This is a genomic window from Kitasatospora sp. NPDC094019 (assembly GCF_044764505.1).
GTDB lineage: Bacteria > Actinomycetota > Actinomycetes > Streptomycetales > Streptomycetaceae > Kitasatospora.
The window spans coordinates 274,682-294,196 of record NZ_JBIWIF010000003.1 but is presented as its reverse complement, the minus strand read 5'-3'; the positions used below and the strand labels follow the sequence as shown (position 1 = coordinate 294,196).

The 19,515-nt window shown below is 74.6% G+C and carries 15 protein-coding genes; 11 read left to right on the top strand and 4 right to left on the bottom strand.

All coding sequences use genetic code 11. The annotated features are described in order from the left end of the window. Nucleotides 1-15: 15 nt before the first annotated feature. Nucleotides 16-927 carry an ornithine cyclodeaminase family protein gene (locus ACIQ9P_RS09085; RefSeq protein ID WP_402352126.1) on the bottom strand — a complete coding sequence of 304 codons (912 nt, stop codon included), beginning with the start codon at nt 925-927 and terminating at the stop codon, nt 16-18. Between the two features lie 182 nt (nt 928-1,109). On the opposite strand from ACIQ9P_RS09085, the gene ACIQ9P_RS09080 reads away from it, so the two are divergent. The 4 genes from ACIQ9P_RS09080 to ACIQ9P_RS09065 all read left to right on the top strand — a co-directional run bounded on the left by ACIQ9P_RS09080 (nt 1,110) and on the right by ACIQ9P_RS09065 (nt 4,506). Continuing rightward, a complete protein-coding gene (locus ACIQ9P_RS09080; protein WP_402352123.1) occupies nt 1,110-1,511 on the top strand; it encodes a DUF4440 domain-containing protein in 402 nt (133 codons plus the stop codon). 118 nt (nt 1,512-1,629) lie between these two features. Next, nucleotides 1,630-2,094, top strand: a complete 465-nt coding sequence (locus ACIQ9P_RS09075; RefSeq protein ID WP_402352120.1) for a DUF3093 family protein — start codon at nt 1,630-1,632, stop codon at nt 2,092-2,094. Nucleotides 2,095-2,275: 181 nt separating this feature from the next. Continuing rightward, nucleotides 2,276-3,454, top strand: coding sequence for an MFS transporter (locus ACIQ9P_RS09070; RefSeq protein ID WP_402352117.1), 1,179 nt, complete (start codon nt 2,276-2,278; stop codon nt 3,452-3,454). Nucleotides 3,455-3,663: 209 nt separating this feature from the next. Further along, complete coding sequence (locus ACIQ9P_RS09065) at nt 3,664-4,506, top strand: inositol monophosphatase family protein (protein WP_402352114.1); 843 nt, start codon at nt 3,664-3,666, stop codon at nt 4,504-4,506. Nucleotides 4,507-4,597: 91 nt separating this feature from the next. Here the strand turns inward: ACIQ9P_RS09065 and ACIQ9P_RS09060 are convergent, their stop codons facing one another. Both ACIQ9P_RS09060 and ACIQ9P_RS09055 read right to left on the bottom strand, forming a co-directional pair. Then, the gene (locus tag ACIQ9P_RS09060) at nt 4,598-8,521 is read right to left on the bottom strand and encodes a tetratricopeptide repeat protein (RefSeq protein WP_402352111.1); all 3,924 of its coding nucleotides are present in this window, start codon (nt 8,519-8,521) and stop codon (nt 4,598-4,600) included. Nucleotides 8,522-8,665: 144 nt separating this feature from the next. Next, nucleotides 8,666-9,730 (bottom strand): hypothetical protein, encoded by a 1,065-nt coding sequence (locus ACIQ9P_RS09055; RefSeq protein WP_402352109.1) that lies wholly within the window; start codon nt 9,728-9,730, stop codon nt 8,666-8,668. Nucleotides 9,731-10,299: 569 nt separating this feature from the next. Here ACIQ9P_RS09055 and ACIQ9P_RS09050 point away from each other — a divergent pair. From ACIQ9P_RS09050 to ACIQ9P_RS09040, 3 genes are all read left to right on the top strand, one after another. Further along, nucleotides 10,300-10,377, top strand: coding sequence for a tryptorubin family RiPP precursor (locus ACIQ9P_RS09050; RefSeq protein WP_350540985.1), 78 nt, complete (start codon nt 10,300-10,302; stop codon nt 10,375-10,377). 154 nt (nt 10,378-10,531) lie between these two features. Then, the gene (locus ACIQ9P_RS09045; protein ID WP_402352106.1) at nt 10,532-11,578 is read left to right on the top strand and encodes a cytochrome P450; all 1,047 of its coding nucleotides are present in this window, start codon (nt 10,532-10,534) and stop codon (nt 11,576-11,578) included. Nucleotides 11,579-11,817: 239 nt separating this feature from the next. After that, a complete protein-coding gene (locus ACIQ9P_RS09040) occupies nt 11,818-12,396 on the top strand; it encodes a hypothetical protein (protein ID WP_402352104.1) in 579 nt (192 codons plus the stop codon). Nucleotides 12,397-12,446: 50 nt separating this feature from the next. On the opposite strand, the gene ACIQ9P_RS09035 is transcribed toward ACIQ9P_RS09040, so the two are convergent. Next, complete coding sequence (locus ACIQ9P_RS09035; RefSeq protein ID WP_402352101.1) at nt 12,447-13,115, bottom strand: hypothetical protein; 669 nt, start codon at nt 13,113-13,115, stop codon at nt 12,447-12,449. Between the two features lie 213 nt (nt 13,116-13,328). Here ACIQ9P_RS09035 and ACIQ9P_RS09030 point away from each other — a divergent pair, with 213 nt between their 5' ends. The 4 genes from ACIQ9P_RS09030 to ACIQ9P_RS09015 all read left to right on the top strand — a co-directional run bounded on the left by ACIQ9P_RS09030 (nt 13,329) and on the right by ACIQ9P_RS09015 (nt 19,408). After that, nucleotides 13,329-14,240 (top strand): glutaminase, encoded by a 912-nt coding sequence (locus tag ACIQ9P_RS09030; RefSeq protein ID WP_402352717.1) that lies wholly within the window; start codon nt 13,329-13,331, stop codon nt 14,238-14,240. A gap of 353 nt (nt 14,241-14,593) precedes the next feature. Next, entirely contained in the window at nt 14,594-15,661 is a 1,068-nt protein-coding gene (locus tag ACIQ9P_RS09025; RefSeq protein ID WP_402352099.1) for a phosphatidylinositol-specific phospholipase C domain-containing protein, read from the top strand. A gap of 186 nt (nt 15,662-15,847) precedes the next feature. Then, nucleotides 15,848-16,825: a formylglycine-generating enzyme family protein gene (locus ACIQ9P_RS09020; RefSeq protein ID WP_402352096.1), complete on the top strand. Its 978-nt coding sequence runs from the start codon at nt 15,848-15,850 to the stop codon at nt 16,823-16,825. A 246-nt stretch (nt 16,826-17,071) separates the two neighbouring features. Further along, entirely contained in the window at nt 17,072-19,408 is a 2,337-nt protein-coding gene (locus tag ACIQ9P_RS09015) for an arylsulfatase (protein WP_402352093.1), read from the top strand. The last annotated feature ends 107 nt before the right edge of the window (nt 19,409-19,515 follow it).

The window sequence follows — 19,515 nt, the reverse complement described above, 5'->3', positions numbered from 1 at the left end:
GTCGGGCCCGGCGGGTCAGTGGAAGTCGAAGTCGGGTGCCGCGCCGGCGGAGCGGGCGGCGAGGTGGACCGGCCAGGCCAGGGCGAGGTCCTGCCAGGGGAGGCCGATCGGCGCGAACACGGTGGGCCGGTCGTCCGCCCGGGCCGGGACGGTGCCGCGCAGGACGTCGGCCAGCTCGACGGCGAGGTCCGGATCGGGGCCGGGGCCGTGGAGAACCCCGGAGGAGGCGGCGAGGGCGCGGTCGTCCACCACGACTCGGCTCGCCCGCAGCAGGGCGGGCGAGAGCTCGGTCTTGCCGCGCTCGTCGAAGCCGAGCGTGGTCAGGTGCAGACCGGGCCTCAGCACGTCGGCGTCCAGCAGCGGTTCGCGCGACCAGGTGGCGGTGATGACGATGTCCGCGGCCTCGACGGCGGCCCGGGCGGTGGGCACGGGGCGGCCGATCGCCGCGGCCCGGTCCGGGTCGAGGTCGTAGGCGTACACCTCGTCGACCGGACGCAGGGTGCGCAGCGCCCGGAGCGTGGTCCGGCTCTGCGCGCCGGCGCCGATCACGGCGACCGTCCGCGCGTGTTCCGGCGCGAGCGCGTGGGTGGCCAGCGCGGCGGCCAGGCCGGTGCGCCAGGCGGTGACGGAGGCGGAGTCGAGCAGCGCCAGCAGTTCGCCGTCGGCGAGCGAGTGCAGACAGACGATCCCGCGGAGCGCGGGTGCCGCGCCGGGGAACTTGGCGTTGACCTTCACGGTGTAGGCGGGCACGTCGGGGAGCAGGCCGGGGAGCAGGCACATCGCCGTGCCGGGGCCGGGGAGCGCGCTGCCGACGCGGTGGGCGGGGGCGGAGCGGTCGGCGGCGCGGAAGCCCGCGTCGAGGGCGGCCAGCGCGGTGGGGAGGTCGAGCGCGGCCTCGACGTCGGTACGGGAGAGGAGCAGGGTCATGGGGGAGAGTCTCTCCCGGCCACCGGAGGGGGAGGCGGGGGAGACGGCACCGCTGCTCCGATCGCCGTGCGGGGATCAGGGGTCGAAACCGCACTCGAAACGGTGGACGGTTCGCCCTGGTGTGGTGTGTGACATTGCGCCAGGGGGGTGATTCGTACGGTCTCCGGTGCTACGGTCGGATCATGTCCAAGGCCGAAATCGACCAGCTGACCGCCGAGTTCTTCGGGGCGTTCGACAACCGGGACGGCCGGGGGGCCGATGTGGCCCGGCTGCGGCGACTGATGCTCCCGCAGGGGGTGATCGTCAGCACCGCGCCGGCCTTCACGGTCTACTCCGTCGAGGAGTTCGTCGAGCCGCGCGAACGGCTGCTGGCGCCGGAGGGCCGACTGGTCGGCTTCTCGGAGTGGGAGACCTCCGAGCGGACCGGGATCGAGGGTGACGTCGCGTCGCGCATCGGCGAGTACCGCAAGTCCGGCCTCCTCGACGGCAAGCCCTACGAGGGTGGCGGGACGAAGACGATCCAGTTCGTGCGGACCCCGGAGGGCTGGCGGATCACGGCCTTCTCCTGGCACGACCGGACCTGACGTCCCGGCACGAACCCGGACCCGACGTCCGGTACGACCGGACGGACTCGCGGTGCCGGCCGGTCGGGCGGACGGCCCGGGGTCGGCGGTCGGGCGACGGCATGGCAGCATCCCCGGTGTGGTGATCTACGACGAACGACTCTCCGTCCCGCTGCGCTGGTGGCTGGCCGCGCTGGTGGCCGGCGCCGCGCTCACGGCGGCGCTGCTGCCGCTCTCCCCGGTGGTCGCCCTCGCGGTCGGCACCGTGCTGCTGCTGGTGCTCGCGCAGGCGTTCGGCCGGTACGGCGGGGTGCGGATCCGGGTCTGCGACGGTGTTCTGGTGGCCGGTCCGATCGTGCTGCGGGGCGAGCACGCGGGTGCGGTCGAGGTCCTCGACGAGGCCGCCGCCTTCGCCTGGCGCACCCGGCTGGCGAGCCCGCGGGCGCGGCTCCTGATCCGGAGCTATCTGCCCCGCGCGGTTCGGGTGGAGGTGGCCGAGCCCTCGCTGCTCTGCCCCTACGTCTACCTCTCCACCCGTCGCCCGGCCGCCCTGGCCGCGGCCGTCGCCGAGGCGCGCGACCACTGCGCCACCCCGGCCCGCTGACGGCTCCGGTCCGGCCCGCAGGCGGCCTTCCGCCGCGCCTCCGCCCGGCGCCCACGCCGGTGGGCGGAGCCGGTCCGCGGCGCCCCGGGCGGCGGGCGCGCCGGAGCGTACTCCTGGGCGCCCTGGGGGGTGGGCGCTGTGGAGGCGGAGCGGTGGGAATGGCCCTGTCCGTGAGTGACGGATGGGACTGGTGGTGCTGGTGCGAGTTCAGGTGCTGGTGGGATTCGGAGTGTTCGGTGTGTTCTGGGGTGCCTGGGGTGCGTTGATCCCGGAGATCCAGGGGCGGGCCGGGGTGGACAACGGCGAACTGGGCGTCGCCGTGCTGATGATCGGACTCGGCGCCCTCGCCTCGATCCGTCCGGCGGGATCGGCGGTGGACCGCTTCGGCCCTTCCGCCGTCGCCGTGATCCTCCTGCTGATGGCGGGCGCCGCCGTCCTGCCGGGGCGCGCCCACGGGGTGGGGGCGCTGATGGCGGCGCTGGCCGTGCTGGGCGGGGCGTCCGGGGCGGTCGACGTCGGGGTCAACTCGCTCGCCAGCGAGGAGGAGGGCCGCTCGGGCCGGCTGATGAACGCCGCCCACGCCTGCTTCTCCGCCTGCGTGGTGCTCGGCGCCCTCGGTTCCGGACTCGCCCTGGAGCACGGCCTGGCGGCGGACCGGGTGCTGCTGCTGACGAGCGTGCTGCTGATCGGCGCGGCGGTGGTGATCGGTTACCCCGGCCTGGCGGCGGGGCCGCCGGCCGTGCCGCGCCGCGCCCGGCGGCGGCCCGCCGTCACGGACCGGCCGCTGCTGGCCCTGGGGGCGCTGTGCGCGCTCGCGTACCTGGTCGAGAACGCCTGGCAGAGCTGGAGCGCGGTGATGCTGCGCTCCGTCTTCCACACCGGATCCGGCGCGGCCGCCGCCGGGCCGGTGGTGTTCGCCGCCGCCGCCGCGGTCGGCCGCCTGGCCGGGCACGGGCTCACCGTCCGGCTGCCGCAGCGGCACCTGCTGGCCGTGGGCGCGGCGGTCTCGGCGGTCGGCACCGTGGGCGCCGCGCTGGCGCCGGGCGTGCGGTCGATGCTGACGGGGCTCGTCGTCGCGGGCCTGGGCATCTCGGTGTGCGTGCCCACCATCCTCTCGCTGGCCGGGGAGCAGGCCCGCCCCGAGGTCCGCTCGTCCGCCGTGGCGGTGGTCGCCTCGATCGGCTACGGCGGCTGCCTGCTCGGCCCGGCCGCGGTCGGCCTCACCGCCTCCTCGACCGGCCTCCGGGTCGCCCTGTGCGGCGTCGCGGCGGTGGCGGCCGCCCTGGCCCTCGCCGCCCCGCTGTCCGCGCCGCGCTCCCGAGCCGCGTCCCGGCCCCGGCCGCTGGAGGCCGAGGGGTGAGCCGTCCCGGGCCCCGCCCCGGCGAGGGCGGGGACGGGACGGCGGGCGGGGACGCGGCCGCGTCCGGGACCGACGGCGCGCCGGGCCCGATCCGGTTCACGCTTCCGGCGCCGCTTCGGCGCGGGCGGGGCGGGGAAGTGCGCCGGTGTTCATCCCGTCCGTCTGTTCGGTTGGGGCAGGGGGGCCCACAGCTGTGGTGTGATGGACGGATGATCGACGAAGGTTTCGTTGCCGAGTGCCTGGGCCCCGTGGGGGAGGCGGTCCGGCGGGCGGCTGCTGCCGAGATCATGCCGCGCTTCCGCTCGCTCACCGCCGACCAGGTGGCCGAGAAGAACGGCCCGCACGACCTGGTCACGGTCGCCGACCGGGGCGCCGAGGCACACCTGACGGCCGCGCTCACGGAGCTTCTTCCCGGTTCGGTCGTGGTGGGGGAGGAAGCGGTCGACGCGGATCCGGGGCTCTACGCGGAACTGGGCGGTGACCGGCCGGTCTGGATCGTGGACCCGATCGACGGGACCCGTACCTTCGTGCACGGCGGCGAGGGCTTCTGCACCCTGGTCGCGCTCGCGCACCGCGGCGAGCTGCTGGCCTCCTGGACGTACGCGCCGGTCCGCGACGAGATGGCGACGGCCCTGCGGGGCGGCGGTGCCCACCTGGACGGGGTGCCGCTGTGGGCCGGCCCGCCCGCACCCGGTGGTCCGCTGGAGATCGCCGCCTCGCACCCCCGCTTCACCACGCCCGACCGCAAGCGCGCGCTGCTGGGCCTGCGCGCCGACGGCGTGCGCACCCGGCCGTGCGCGGGTTCGGCGGGGCTGGAGTACCTGGAGATCGCCCGGGGTGCCGTCGACGCCACGGTGTTCGCCTGGGAGAACGCCTGGGACCACGCGGCCGGACTGCTCCTCGTCGCCGAGGCGGGCGGCGCCCACGCCACCCTCACCGGCGCGCCGTTCCGTCTCGCCGGGGGCAACGCCCTCCCCTTCACCACGGCCCGCGACGCCGCGACCCTGACCCGGATCCGGGGCCTGCTGCTGGGGGAGGCCCCGGCGGAGTGACCCGGGGGGCCGGCGTCCCCCGGAGGCCGCCGTCCCCAGGGCGACGTGCCCCGGGGTGAGGCGCCCCCGGGGTGAGGCTCCCCGGTCGGGGTCAGTCGGCGACCCGGTCCCGGACGGCGTCCGGGAGACGGCGGCCGGTGACCGAGCGCCAGGCGCGTTCGACGGCGCGGGGGCCGAGGTCGACGGTGAGGCGGCGCAGTCCGACCACGCTCGGCCAGGTCGCCGGATGCGGGAACTCCTCGAAGCAGGAGATGCTGCGGACCAGCCACTCCATCGCCTCCCGGGGCCGCCCCTGCTCCGCGGCGAACAGTCCGAACTGCCCGAAGGTACGGGCCAGCCCGAGGGTGTCACCGACCTGGTGCGAGACGTCCAGCGCCTTGCGGTAGCGGGCCTCGGCGTCCGCCGCCCGGCCGCCCGCCTGGGCGGTCAGTCCGAGCTGGTGGTGGCCGGCCGAGACCCCGGTCCGGTCGCCCAGCTCCTCCCGCAGCGCCAGCGCCCGGGTGTAGCGGCGCTCCGCCTCGGCGAGGTCCCCGCGCCGCGCCGCCACCAGGCCCAGCTGGTGCTCGCAGGCCGCCGTTCCGGCCAGGTCGCCGAGGTCCTGCCGGATCTCCAGCGCCTTGCGGTACCGGGCCTCGGCCTCCGCGAACCGTTCCCGCGCCGCGGCCAGCACCCCGAGCCGGTGGTGGGCGTCGGCGGCGCCGGGACGATGGCCGGACGCCTCGGCGAGGTCCAGCGCCCGTTCGCACCAGCCCTCCGCCTCGTCGAGCCGGCCGAGCTCGGCGGCGACGGCGGCGAGCCGGTGGTGCAGCTCCGCCGTGACGGACGGGTCGGTCCCGGTGCCGGCGGCGGTCGCCCGGACGGCCGCCAGCGCCCGTCCGAAACACCCGTGGGCGTCCTCGAAGCGGCCCCGCTCCTCGGCCAGGACACCGAGCCGGTGGTGGCAGGCGGCCGCCCGGACGGTCTCGCCCAGGCGCTCGAAGAGGTCGAGGGCCTGCCGGGTCCGCCGTTCGGCGTCGTCCGGCCGGCCGAGCCGGTGGGCGATCACCCCCAGCTGGTGGTGGCCGAGCGCGAGGCCGTCCACGTCGCCGAGCCGCTCCAGCAGGGTCTGCGCCCGCAGGTACCACTCCTCGGCCTCGCCGAAGTCGCCCCGGTCGACGGCGATCCGGCCGAGCCGCTGGTGGCAGTCGGCGAGTTCGTCGAGCTGCTCGGGACCTGGCGGGTGCTGTTCGCCGGCCCGATGGATCTCCCGGAAGGCGCGCTCGGCCCCGTCCACCCGGCCCAGTCGGAGCAGCCGCCGACCGTCGGCGCCGACCACGTACAGCCACAGCGACCCGGCCGCGCTGTCGAGGACGGGCGGGGCGCCGTCGGCCTCCTCCACGGCCGTCCGCACCCGGTCGATCCAGTGACGGGCCTCCTGGTCGGTGCGCCGGGCGTTCCAGTGGTCGTGCAGCGGTCGGACGAGTGCCAGCGCCTGCAGCCACAGGCCCCGGTCCAGGGCCCGGGCGAGCATCCGGCCGACCGTCGGCCGTTGGAGGTCCAGCGCGGACAGGGCGAAGTCGGCGCTGCCGTTGTGCAGCTCACGGCTGAGCAGCAGACAGAAGTTGACCTGGGCGCCGAGCAGGGCCTGGAGCGCGGCCTCGTGCTGTTCGGCGAAGCCGGGACCGGCCGCGCTCCATTCGGCGGCGAGGTGGGCGGCGACCGTGGGGTGGACCAGGTAGGCGGTGCGGCCGCAGGGTGCCAGCAGACCGAGGTCCGCCGCCCGCCGCAGCAACCGCTGCCAGTCCTCGGTGCCGAGGCCCCGGAAGCGTTCGGGTGCGAGCGGATGCCGGGAGAGCAGGGTGAGTACGGTGGCGTCGGCGACGCCGGACACGAGCGAGACGGCCGTCAGCGCCCGGCGGTCGGCCGCGCCGAGGCGGGCCAGCGCGTAGGCGGTGCTCACCGCGAGCGCCGTCGGAACGGCCTCGGGGGCGGGCAGCGGATTCGCGTCGACCGGGGTGTCCGGCAGCACGGCCGCGCCACGCACCAGGGTGTCCAGGGTCTGCCACGGCTCGTGCGCGTCCAGCGAGGACAGCGCGAGCCGGACGGCCAGGGGGTGCCCGTCCAGCCACTCCAGCAGTTCGCCGAACACCCGCAGACCGCGCCTGCGCACGATGTCGGAAGAGCCGGGAGAGCCGGGAGAGCGGGGAAAGCCGGGAGAGTCGGCGGATCCGGGGGAGTCGGCGGCGGGACCGAGCAGTCGCTCGGCGTACTCGACGGTCTCGCCCGGGTCGAGGCCCGGTACTTCGATCCGCAGGGCCCCGGGGCCGAGCCAGTCCTCGTGGGCGCGGCTGGTGAGCAGGACGGTGCTGCTCCCCTGCCGGGTGACCAGGTCGAGCAGGGCCCGCAGCGCGGCGCGCTCCTCGTCCGGGGTGTCGCGGTCGGCGGTGAGGGAGTCGGGACCGGCGGCCAGGGCGTCGACGTGGTCCCAGATCAGCAGCAGACGGCGGGTTGCCAGCGCCTGTTCGACGGCCGCCCGGCGTTCGGCGGTCGGGAGCGGGTCGAACTCCTCGGGGGTGAACAGCCGACGGCCGATCCGCTCGACCACCCCGGTGGAGGCCGGTCCGGCCGCGCCCGGTTCGAAGGGGTGCAGCACCACCGCGTCCGGCCCGTCCACCGCGCCGGACTCCCGGCACCAGCGGCCGAAGGCTTTCGCCAGCTCGGTCTTCCCGAGGCCGGCGGCGCCGTGGAGCAGAACCACCCGGTGCGACCGGGTCGCGGCGTCGAGGCCGAGCAGCAGTCCGTCCCGGCCGACGAACTCGCCGACGGGTGCGAGGTCCCCCCAGCGGTCCGGGGGCTCCGCGGCCCCGGAGGCCCCCGTCGTCCGGTGGGCGTCGGCCGGCTGCACGGCCCGCGTGGTGTCCGGTCCGCGCCGTGCGGTCTCGGGCCGGTTGTAGAGGACCGGGACCGACCAGTCGGCCAGGGGCAGCGCGCCGCGGGGGGAGGGGCGCCGGTCCTGCGCGGCGAGCCGGCGGCGTCCGGCCGCCACGGCCTCGGTCACCCGCTCGCCGGCGTGAAGCCCTTGGTAGCAGGCGGTCAGGAACCCGGCGGCCGCTGGCGCGTCGACGTGATAGGGCAGCGCGAGCACGGCGTGGGCGCCCCCTTCCCGGAGCAGCCGGGTCGCGACGACGGCCTCCGGCAGTCCGGCCTCGGGGGCGGAACGGGCGGTGGTCAGCACCACCAGCGGGACCCGGGCCGAGGCCGGCACGTCGGTCGGACCGGGCCCGTCGACGTGGACGACATGGAACGGCCGGCCCTCCTCCCGCGCCTCGCGCAGCACCTCGGCGAGCCGGTCCGGCGTCGGCGGGCGGAGGAGGGCGAGTTCCACCGTGCCGCGCTCCGGCCGCAGTTGCCGCACCAGGGCCGGGGCGAGGCTCCGGTGGCCGGGGCGGGCCGGGTCGTCGGGAGCGACGGCCACCAGCAGCACCCGCAGCGGGGAAATGCTGCCCTCCAGGGCGCCGAAGCCGAAGCCGGAGCCGGAGCCGGAGCCGGAGCCGGAGCCGGAGCCGAGGTCGTGGCTGTCGCCGCCGTCCTCGGTGTCAGGTGTCCGGCGGCTCAGCACCACACCGTCCAGCACCAACGGCACCGGTCGGTCCGGATCCGCCATCAACTCCCAGGGGAGGGCGAGCAGCTGGGCGGATTCCGAGCGCAGCACGATCTCCAGCCCGTCGCCGCCGCGGGCACGGGCCCGGAGGTAGGCGTCCCGCCCCGCTCCGGTGCCGAACAGCGCGGAGAACACCCGCGCGCCCCACCCCGGCAGTTGCCGGGCGATCTGCGGGCCCCGTTCGCCGTACGGGCCGAGCGGGGTCCGCAGGTAGTCCTCCAGGTACCAGCGCAGGTCCTCCATCGGCGCGTCGGCCAGCGGCCGGCGCAGCCATCCGCTCTCCACGGCCGGTGCCGGGGCAGCCTCCCCGGTCGGCCACTCCGCCACCAGCAAACGGCCGTCGGCGTGGAGGTCCACCACCAGACGTTCGACCACAATCGCCCCCAGCGAGGGCGGAACGGCCGGGCTGCCGTTCCGCTGCGGAGCACAGGGTAGCGGCGCCGTCGCTGTACCCGCGCGTTCGGGAGCGAAGGGCCGGTAACGATCGGTCGAAGAGCGTCGCTCGGTGGGGCCGGACGGTCAGTGGTCCTGTGGACCGGATTTGCGTCGACGGACTTCCAGGCGCCAGGGGTCGGACGGTTTGTTGGTCTCCAACTGGAGCACTCCGGGTCTCGGCAACTGCAGGGTGCGCAGTGCCTCGCCGGTGGACCAGGCACCCAGGGTCGGGCTCCGTGGCAGTCCGGGCGGTACCGGGCACCCGCAATTCTCGAAGACGTCGGAGGTCCGTCCGCAGGCGCAGAGGAACACGGCGGACCAGTAGGAGGACTTCACGTGGGCGACGCAGTCGGCCGGCGTGTCCGGGCCGACGGCCAGGACGGTGGAGCCGTAGCCCTCCATGACGCCGGCCAGCTCGTCGATCTCGTCCGGGCTGTACAGCCGGACGGACCACTCGCCGGGGCCGCTGGAGTCCACGCAGAGGTGGGTGAAGTCACGGGTCAGGAGAGTGCGCACGCCCGTCCGCTTGTCGGAGGAGCTCAGGGAGATGAGGGAGGAGTGCATTTCGATGCGGTCGCGCGTCCTGGTCACGGGTTTGATGCTGAGGTAGCCCGCCGTCGCGACCTCGATCTGGGCCACGGCGGCGGCGCTCTCCGGCCACTCGATGGGGAACTCGTACTCGCTGTCCTGGCCCTCGCAGCGTCCGGAGAAGTGGAACCGCTCGCCCTCCTGGCACTGGGGCACCGGTCCCCGGTCGTCGCTGGGCCCGGTGGCGGGGCGCAGCCGGGGGAGGTCCGCCTCGGCGGTTACCGGTGCAGCTGGACGCACGGGTTTGGGCTTGGGCTTCGGCTTGGGTTTGGGCTTCGGCGTCGCTCCGGTGGTGCGGGCCGGGCGGGCCGGGCCGGCGGTCGCGGCCGGCTTCGTCGGAGCCGGCTTCGTCGGGACGGTCTTCGTCAGGGCGGGCTTCGTCGGGGCGGGCTCCGCGACGGCCGACGCGGCTGAGACCGAGGCGTCGGCGGGGTCGGTAGTGGTAGTGGTGGTGGCGGCCAGGAGGGCGGCGGTACTGCGGGCGGCGGCCTCGGCCCTGGCGGCCGAACGGGCGGCCTGCCGGGCGGCCGACAAGGTCGAGCGCCACAGGGATGCGGACAACACCAGGCAGCCCAATGCGAAGAGTAGTCCCACCGTCACAGTCGTCGCCCCCCTGGCTCCGAAGTCCCGCCCCGCGACCGAGAGTACGCGCGCGGGCGCGCCCCAACCATGGTCCGGACGAAGGGAATGGGGACGGGTCGTTCGTCGGTCTCCGGTCATCCGGTCCTGCGGTGGCCCGAGCCGTTCGGCCCGCTGTCGCCGCCCGAGTGCCACGCCCGGGCAGCCGCGATGCCCCATGGGGCAGACCGAACGTTCCGTAGGGCCATCCCGCCCCCGACCGGACCCCCTGTCGGAATGCCCCGTTCATCCGGCCGTCACCGGGTGGGGGTGGCCCTGACCAGCACTGTCGCGCTCGCGTCAATAGTGGCGCGGGTCGCTGCCGGGGCGTCAAACCGCCCGGGCGGGGCCCTCTTCGAGTGATCTGCGTCACACTTGACCGTGAATTGCCACTGGGATTCACTCGTTTCGGCGGGGGGTGAACGGAACCCGAAATTCTCCGGAGTTTCTTGCCGGGAGCCGCTCGTCGAAAAGTTGTTCGTCATCGTTTTCTGAGTCATGGAGGTGCTGTCATGAAGCTCGTTCACTTCGTGAAGAAGGTCATGCCGGAGAAGAGCCTGAAGGCGTACGCCTGGTACGGCTGGATCTAATTCCGGCTGTCCGATGCCGGACACGTGCCCGGCGGGTCCACCGCGGACCCGCCGGGCACGGCCCGCCCGCCGTGGGCGGGCCGTTCACCTGGAGCGGGTCGTTCATCGAGGGCGGGGCTCCTGTCACCACCGCCGTTCACCCCTGGAGTCACGGATGGCCATGTCCAGCACCGGGCGGAGTGCCCGCGTCACCGTCTTCGCGCCGAGGATCGACGAACTCCTCACCAAATACCGAGGTCAGGATCTCTTCCGGCTGGAGGCCGACACCGTCGGCGTGTCCGGCGTCGACCTCATGGACGGTCTGCTGAGCAGCAGGCCGGCCAACGCCGAGGAGCGGCCGACCTTCAAGCCCGTGCGCGGGCGGCTCGTCACCAAGCCCGACGCGGCGGCGCTCATGCAGGCCGTGTCGGCCGACGTCCGGGCGGCGCTGAAGAAGCCGCTGGGCGAGCGGACCGATCTCGCCGGGAAATGGCCGCACACACCGCACATCTATCTGCGGGACCTGGTTTTCGGGGAGGAGAGCTTCCGCTTCCGGGTCCTGGTCGACCGCCGCCTCGAACTCACTCCGAAATTGACCTGGATGGCGGTCACGGCCGGTACCGCGATGCTCGGGAAGCCGGGCACCGGGATTCCGCTTTCGAATCTGGCGGCCCGGGTGCTGGACGCCGAGACCTATGCCGACCGTCGCTACGCGATGTACCTCTACCGGCGGGTGGCCGGGCCGATCTGCTTCACCGTGGCCGCGCTCGTCACCAACGCGGTCTGGCTCGGCGCGCCGTTCGACGACGAGGTGTCGAACCGGGACGTCCTGCTGGAGGCGCTGCGGCTGCTGCCGCCCTCCTGGAACATCCTGCGGGTCGCCTCCCCGGAGTTCGGTGCCGTGGACGGGCGGATCGGGCCCAAGGACGACCTGCTGCTGCTTCCGCTGCTGAGCCACCGCGACCCCCGGCTGTGGGACGCTCCGGAGGAGTTCCGCCCGGAGCGCTGGAAGGGCCTCGACCCCGACAACCAGCCCGGCTACCTGCCGTTCGGGCACGCCAGCGAGCGTTGCTGGGGCCGCCACATGGTGCTGCCGCTGGCCGAGCGGATCCTCGACCTCGTGCGCCGGGACGGGCTGGTGCCCAGTCCGGACCAGCGGGTCGGCAAGGTCGAGCTGGACGGTCTGCTGGAGGTCGCGGGCGTCCGCATGGTCCGCCGCTGACCCGACCGCCGGCGGGTCGGCGGCATCAGCGGTCGGCGGCCGGGGCGGTCGGCCGCTCGCTCGCGGCGGCCGCCGGTCGGGCGGGCGACGGGGGCACCGGAGCGTACGCCCGCCCCCCGCCCGGCCGCCGTCGAACACGAGTGCGGCGGGCCGGTCCGTCCGTCCGCCGCTCGTCCATCGGTACGGTCCCGCCCCGAGGGCGGCCGTGCCCGTGGCCCCGGCCCCTACGCTGCATCGTCATGCGCCTGACATCCTGGAAGCGCGCCGTGCGCGCGATGCTGCCCCTTCTCCTCGCCGGTCCGCTGCTCGCGGCCGTACCCGCCCAGGCCGCGTCCGCGCCGACCGGGCCGGCCCATCGCGCCGTTGCCCGGTCGGCCGGCCTGCCGTTCCCGATCACGACGGTGAGCGACCGTGCCACGACGCCGCCCGGCGGCTCGTTCACCGTGACAGTGACCCTCACCAACCCGTACGACACCTCGATCGACTTCGTCTACCAGACCGTCCAGCAGACCTACGACACCTTTACCGACGTGTCGTACGGGGGGCTGAAGTACGAGATCACCGCGTGCAACGGCGTGCCGTGGCCGACGGCCTGCGGGAACCCGCAGGCCGGCGCCATGGGGGCCCTGTTCGCGCTCCCGCTGGCCCCGGGCGCCAGCACCAGCTACACCCTCACCTACGCGGTCGCGCCCGACTCGACCTGCGGCGACGCGATGAACGTCGACTTCTACACGTACGTGTACTACGAGTACCAGGGCGGCGCCGCGGTCGATGGCGGCGTCTTCGGCATCAAGGGCACCGACGTGCGCTGCGCCTGACCCCGGGACCCGTCCTGCCGCCCGCGTCGCGCCGGTCCACCGCGCGACGGTCAGCCGGGCACCGGCGCGTTCCGGGTGAGCCCGGCCCGGACGGCGACGTCCAGCGCCGGTTCGAAGCGCAGCACCTCGCGGTCGTCGTCCCCGACACCGGCGGCCGCGAGCAACTCCGCCACCGCGGCCGCGTCGACGGTGCGCGCCTCGGCACGGCGCAGGAAGCGCGTCACGGCCGCGGCGAAGGCCGGTGCGTCCGCGCGCAGCACCCACGCCAGCTCCGCCGCTTCGCCGAGGAACACCTGCTCCGAGCCGAGCCACGGCGCGGCCGCGGCGAGGCCGTCCTCGATCAGGGCGTCCGGGTAGGGGATCCGGTGCCAGCAGTCGTCCTGCCACCAGTAGAGGAAGCCGAACAGGTTCCCCTGGGCGTCCTCGCGCAGCTGCTCCCAGGGCAGCCAGTCCGGGCCGCCGGCCAGGAAGTCGATCTGGCGGCCGTCGACATGGGTGTGGCTGCCGTCGGAGTCCTGGCCGCAGAACACCGCGTGGCCGTCGTCGACCAGGGTGAGGCGCCACCAGAAGGAGCCGCCGCCGTTCTCGCTCCACACGCCCTGCTCGTCCAGCCAGTGCTCGCGGTTCCCCTGGGCGGCGTCCAGCAGGGCGAGCACCACGGCGCGCGCCCACACCCGCCCGGCGTCGTCGAGGTCCTCGGGCCGACTCGGCCTGTGCATGATCGTCGTCCCCTCCGTCGGATGGCGGACAGCCTGCCACAGCCCTGCGACACCCCGGGCGGAACCCCCGCGACAGCCCGGGCGACGCCTCGCACGACACCCCGGAGGGACCCCGCCCGCGGCGGGCGGACCGGCGACGAGGACAATGGCGCGGTGAACGACACGATCGACACGCCCCGCGCACCCGGCTCGCAGCAGCCGCAGGACCCGGGCGTGGACTACCAGGAGCTGGTCCGGGACGCCATGGCGGCGGCCGTGCGCTCGCCGCTGCGCGGCCGGGTCGCCGACTACATCCCGGCCCTGGCCGAGGCCGACCCGGCGGCGTTCGGGATGGCGATCGCCACCGTGGACGGCCGGGTCTTCGGCGCGGGGGACTGGCAGCGGCCGTTCTCCGTCCAGTCCGTGTCCAAGCTGTTCACGCTCGCGCTCGCGCTGGCCGAGGGCGGCGACGGCCTGTGGACCGGAGTGGGCCGCGAACCCTCCGGCAACCCGTTCAACTCGCTGGTCCAGCTGGAGACCGAGCACGGCATCCCCCGCAACCCCTTCATCAACGCGGGCGCCCTCGTGGTCACCGACCGGCTGCTGGAGCTCACCGGCGACGCGGTCGGCACCGTCCTGGACTTCCTGCGCGCGGAGTCCGGCGACCCGGCCGTCGCGGTGGACCGCGCGGTCGCCGCCTCCGAGGCCGAGCACGGCCACCGCAGTGCCGCCATGGCGCACTTCATGGCCGGCTACAGCAACCTCCGCAATCCGGTCGAGGACGTCCTCGCGCACTACTACGCGCACTGCGCGATCGGGGCGAGCTGCCGGGACCTGGCGCTGGCCGGCCTGTTCCTCGCCCGGCACGGCGTGCGCGCCGACGGGTCGCGACTGCTGTCGCGCAGCGAGGCCAAGCGGATCAACGCCGTGCTGCTCACCTGCGGCACGTACGACGCGGCCGGCGAGTTCGCCTACCGGGTGGGCCTGCCGGGCAAGAGCGGGGTCGGTGGCGGCGTGCTCGCGGTGCTGCCCGGGCGGGGCACGGTCTGCACCTGGAGCCCCGGCCTGGACGCGGCCGGGAACTCGGTGCTGGGCGTGGCCGCGCTGGACGCCCTGACGACGGCGACCGGCTGGTCGATCTTCTGATGACCGCGTGGTCCGCACTTCCCGTACCGTCCGCACGGCCCGCCCTTCCCCCGCCGTCCGCCTTACCCGCGCCCGCGACCGCGTCAAAGCCCGCGCCGGTGTCCGCGACCGCGTCAAAGCCCGCGCCCGTCTCCGCGCCGGCGCGCGCGTCCGTCCCCGCGCCCCGGAACCCGCCCGCGACGCCCGGCCGGCCCGCCGTCGCAGCGCGCGGTGACGGAACGGCAGCTGACGGTCACGCACTTGTTGTGTCCCCTTCACCGGTCCGACGGCCGGCCCCGTCATGCTCTGCACCGGCGGAAGCCACCGCCGAAGGCGCGCCGGCCCTCAGGCGCACTGACAAGGGGACCCCCATCGTGACCGTCCGCCGCACCCTCCTCGGCACCCTCGCCGTCGGCCTGCTCGCCGCGGCCGCCGCGCTCGTGCCGATCGGTTCCGCCGCCGAGGCCGCCGAGCGCACCCCCGGCGAGCTCCCGTTCGGCTCCGCCACCACCGTCGGCCTGCACAACACCTACGACCCGGCCGCCTTCGGTTACCTCGCCCAGGGCCTCGACACCGGCACCGGCATGATCGAGCTGGACGCCTGGCCGAACGCCATCACCAAGGAGTGGAAGGTCAGCCACTCCAACCCGCTCGGCAACGGCAACAACTGTGTCAGCGCCACCGCGGCCTCCCAGCTGTACTCCGGCAGCGGCAACAAGAACCTGGAGACCTGCCTGGACGACGTCCGGGTCTGGCTCGCCGCCCACCCCGCGGCGGGACCGCTGGTGATCAAGCTGGAGCTCAAGCCGGGCTTCTCCGGGAACCTCGGCATGGGCCCGGCCCAGCTGGACGCGCTGATCGCCGCCCATCTCGGCTCCGCCGCGCTGCGCCCCGCCGACCTGCTCGCCAAGCCGGGCGGCGGCAGCTACCCGACCCTCGACGACGCGGCCCGCGCCGGCAACTGGCCGACCAGGGCGGCGCTGGCGGGGCGGGCGATGGTGTACGTGATCCCCGGCACGGTCGAGCTGGACAACCCGTTCGACACCCTGCACACCGACGTCGAGTACGGGCGCTACCTGCGCGACCTGGCGGCGGCGGGCCGGATCGGCGAGGCCCGGATGTTCCCGACCGCGCTCGGCGCGGCGGCCGGAGACCCGCGCACCCGGTACGGCGAGACGTCGATCCGCCCGTGGTTCGTGGTCTTCGACGGGGACGCCGCCGCCTACGTCAACGGCATCGACACCTCCTGGTACGACACCAACCACTACCTGCTGACGATGACCGACGCCCACAACGTCGCCCCGGCGATCAGCGGCACCGACCCCACCGCCGACCAGGCCCGCACCCGCGCCGAACAGCTCGCCCGTGCCCACGCCAGCATCGTCTCCAGCGACTGGCGCAAGCTCCCCGCCGTGCAGGCGCTGGTCCTGCCGCGCGGCTGACCCGTCCCGGTGTCACGCCTGACCGACACCTGACCGACACCTGAGCCACGCCTGAACACCCTCGGCCCCGGGGACGAGGCCGCCGCCTCCGTGCCACCCCGCGCGCGGAGGCGGCGGGCACCGGTGAACGGCCCGCCGCGCGTCGTCCGGGACAAGGGGCCGCGGTGTGGTGCAGGGTCGGATGCCATGACGACCAGCACGGGCCACCCGGCCCCGACCCGGGGGATGGCGCGGATCCCCGGCGGTTCCTTCCTGATGGGCTCGGCGGACTTCTACCCGGAGGAACGGCCCGTGCGCGAGCGGTCGGTGGGTGATTTCTGGATGGACGAGCACCCGGTGACCGTCGCCGCCTTCCGTCGCTTCGTGAAGGCGACCGGCTACCTCACGGTCGCGGAACGCCCCCTCGACCCGGCGGACCACCCGGGCGCCGACCCGGCCGACCTGCTGCCCGGGGCCCTGGTCTTCCACGGGACCGCCGGCCCGGTCGGCCTGGACGACTGGCGGCAGTGGTGGAGCTGGACCCCCGGCGCCTGCTGGCACCGTCCGTCCGGTCCGGGCAGCACCCTGCACGGGCGGGAACGCCACCCGGTCACCCAGGTCGCCTGGGAGGACGCCCGGGCGTACGCGCACTGGGCGGGCAAGGAACTGCCCACCGAGGCGGAGTGGGAGTACGCCGCGCGGGGCGGCCTCGCCGGGGCGGTCTTCCCGTGGGGCGACGAGTTCACGCCGAAGGGCCGCCGGATGGCCAACACCTGGCACGGCCGCTTCCCCTGGGAGTACCTGGCGTCCGGCCCGGGGGACCGGGGCCCCGGCACCACCCCCGTCCGGTCCTACCCGCCCAACGGCCACGGCCTCTACGACACGGCGGGCAACGTCTGGGAGTGGACCGCCGATCCCTACGCCACGGCCCGTGACGGCGGACCCGCCGCCACGCCCGCGTCCTCCGCTTGCTGCGCGCCCGGTGACTCCGCACCACAGAAGCAGTTCGACGGAGCGTCGAAATCTGTCGGACCGTCGGTCGAGAAGTACCCGTTCCGGGTGGTCAAGGGCGGCTCCCACCTGTGCGCCCCGGACTACTGCCTGCGCTACCGCCCGGCCGCCCGGCAGGGCCAGAGCGAGGACACCGCCACCTGCCACCTGGGCTTCCGCTGCGTCCTGCGCTGAAACGCCCGCGGTCCGGTTCGCGAGGTGTCCGGGCGAGTCGGCGTCGTCCCTCGCGCCCCTCCGCCGCCCCCTCGCCGCCGGTCCGACGGGGCCGGGGCACCGCCGTCACCCGGTCGGCCCCGCCGCTCCGCGCGCCGGTCGGCGTGGCCCCGCGATCCGGCCGAGCATGGCCGGAGGAGCCCGCGCCGCCCGGTGGCGCGGGCGCACGCGTGAAGGGCGGGACCGGTGGCTTCGACATTTCGCGGAGTGGTGAACCTCGATGTACGGGACTCGGTGCCGGACTGGTCGGCGTACGAGCAGCCGAAGGCCCCCGAGGGCGCGCCCAACGTGGTGTACGTCGTGCTCGACGACGTCGGGTTCGGCGCGATGAGCTGCTACGGCGGACCGATCGAGACCCCGAACATCGACCGCCTCGCCGAGCAGGGCCTGCGCTACTCGCAGTGGCACACGACCGCGCTCTGCTCGCCGACCCGCTCCGCGCTGCTGACCGGGCGCAACCACACCACCAACGGCATGGCCTGCATCAGCGAGGCCGCGATCGGCTTCCCCAACGCCAACAGCCACATTCCGCCGGAGTGCGCGACCCTCGCCGAGGTCCTGGTCGAGCGCGGCTACTCCACCGCGATCACCGGGAAATGGCACCTGTGCCCGGAGGACGAGATGAACCTCGCCTCCACCCGGCGCAGTTGGCCGCTCGGCCGGGGCTTCGAGCGCTTCTACGGCTTCCTCGGCGCCGAGACCAGCCAGTGGTACCCGGACCTCGTCCACGACAACCACCCGGTCGAGCAGCCGACCACCCCGGAGGACGGCTACCACTTCGGCACCGACATCACCGACAAGGCCATCCAGTACTTCGACGACGTGAAGGCGATCGCCCCCGAACGGCCGGTCTTCCTCTACTACGCACCGGGCTGCGCGCACGCCCCGCACCAGGCGCCCGAGGAGTGGATCGGGCGCTACCGGGGCCGCTTCGACGCGGGCTACGAGGCGATGCGCGAGGAGATCCTCGCCCGCCAGAAGGAGCTCGGTCTCGTCCCGGCCGACACCGAACTGCCGCCGCTGAACCCGATCGGCACGCCGGGGACCCGTACCGGCCCGCAGGGCGAGCCCTTCCCCGCCCTGGACTTCACCCGGCCGTGGGCCGAGCTCGGCGCGGACGAGCGGCGACTCTTCGCCAGGATGGCCGAGGCGTACGCCGGGTTCCTGTCCCACTGCGACGACCAGATCGGCCGGCTGACGGCCTATCTGGCGGACATCGGGCAGCTGGACAACACCGTCTTCGTGGTGGTCTCGGACAACGGCGCCTCCGGCGAGGGCGGCCCGAACGGCTCGGTCAACGAGAACAAGTTCTTCAACAACGTCGCCGACGACATCGACGACAACCTGGCGATGATCGACAAGATCGGTGGCACCGAGACCTACGGCCACTACCCCAACGGCTGGGCGATGGCCTTCAACACGCCCTTCAAGATGTGGAAGCGCTACTCCTTCAACGGCGGCACCTGCGACCCGTGCGTCATCTCCTGGCCGGCGGGCATCGCCTCCCGGGGCGAGATCCGCGGTCAGTACCACCACGCCGTGGACATCGTGCCCACCGTCCTCGACTGCGTCGGCCTCGACCTGCCCGAAAGCGTGGGCGGACATGTCCAGAAGCCCCTCCAGGGCGTCAGCATGAGGTACTCCTTCGACGCGCCCGCCGTGCCGTCCACCCGCTCGACCCAGTTCTACTCCATGCTCGGCACCCGCGGCATCTGGCACCGGGGGTGGAAGGCCGTCACCACCCATCCCGCGATCAGCGGTTGGGGCGAGTACGCGCAGGACACCTGGGAGCTGTACCACACCGAGGTGGACCGCTCCGAGCTGCACGATCTCGCCGCCCAGGAGCCGCGACGCCTCTCCGAACTGATCGGCCTGTGGTTCTACGAGGCCGGCGTCAACCAGGCCCTGCCGCTGGACGACCGCTCGGCCCTGGAGATCCTCTCCACCCCCCGTCCCCAGCTCACCCCGCCCCGCGACCGCTACACCTACCGGCCCGGCGGTTCCGAAGTCCCCGAGGCGGTGGCGGTCAACGTCCGCAACCGGTCCTACTCCATCGGCGCCCTGGTCGACATCGAGGGGCCCGGTGCCCACGGCGTGCTGTTCGCCCACGGCGGCAGATTCGGCGGGCACGCCCTGTTCGTCCGCGACGAACGCCTGCACTACGTCTACAACTTCCTCGGCACCGACCACCAACTCGTCACCGCCGGCGAGGACCTGCCGACCGGCAGCGGGCTGATCCTGGCCGCGTCCTTCGACAAGGACGGCGAGGTGGCGCCGGGCGTCGCCACCGGCATCCTCAGCCTCTACCACGACGACCACAAGGTCGGCGAGGCACGCATCAGGACCCAGCCCGGCCGCTTCACCCTGGCCGGCGAGGGCCTCAACATCGGCCGCGACGGCGGCGAGGCGGTCACCGACCTCTACCCCGGTTACGCCCCGTGGGCCTTCACCGGCGCCACCCTGCACCGGGTCGCGGTGGACGTCAGCGGCGAACCGTACATCGACCTCGAAACCGAGGCCCAGGCGATGCTCGCCCGCGAGTAGCCCGGGGAGGGGCGGTCCGGCGGCGCGGGCGAGCGTGCGGGGAGAGGGTGCGGGGCGGTCCGGGGGCGGCAGCGGACCGCCACGCCCCCTGGGGCCGGGTCCACTGG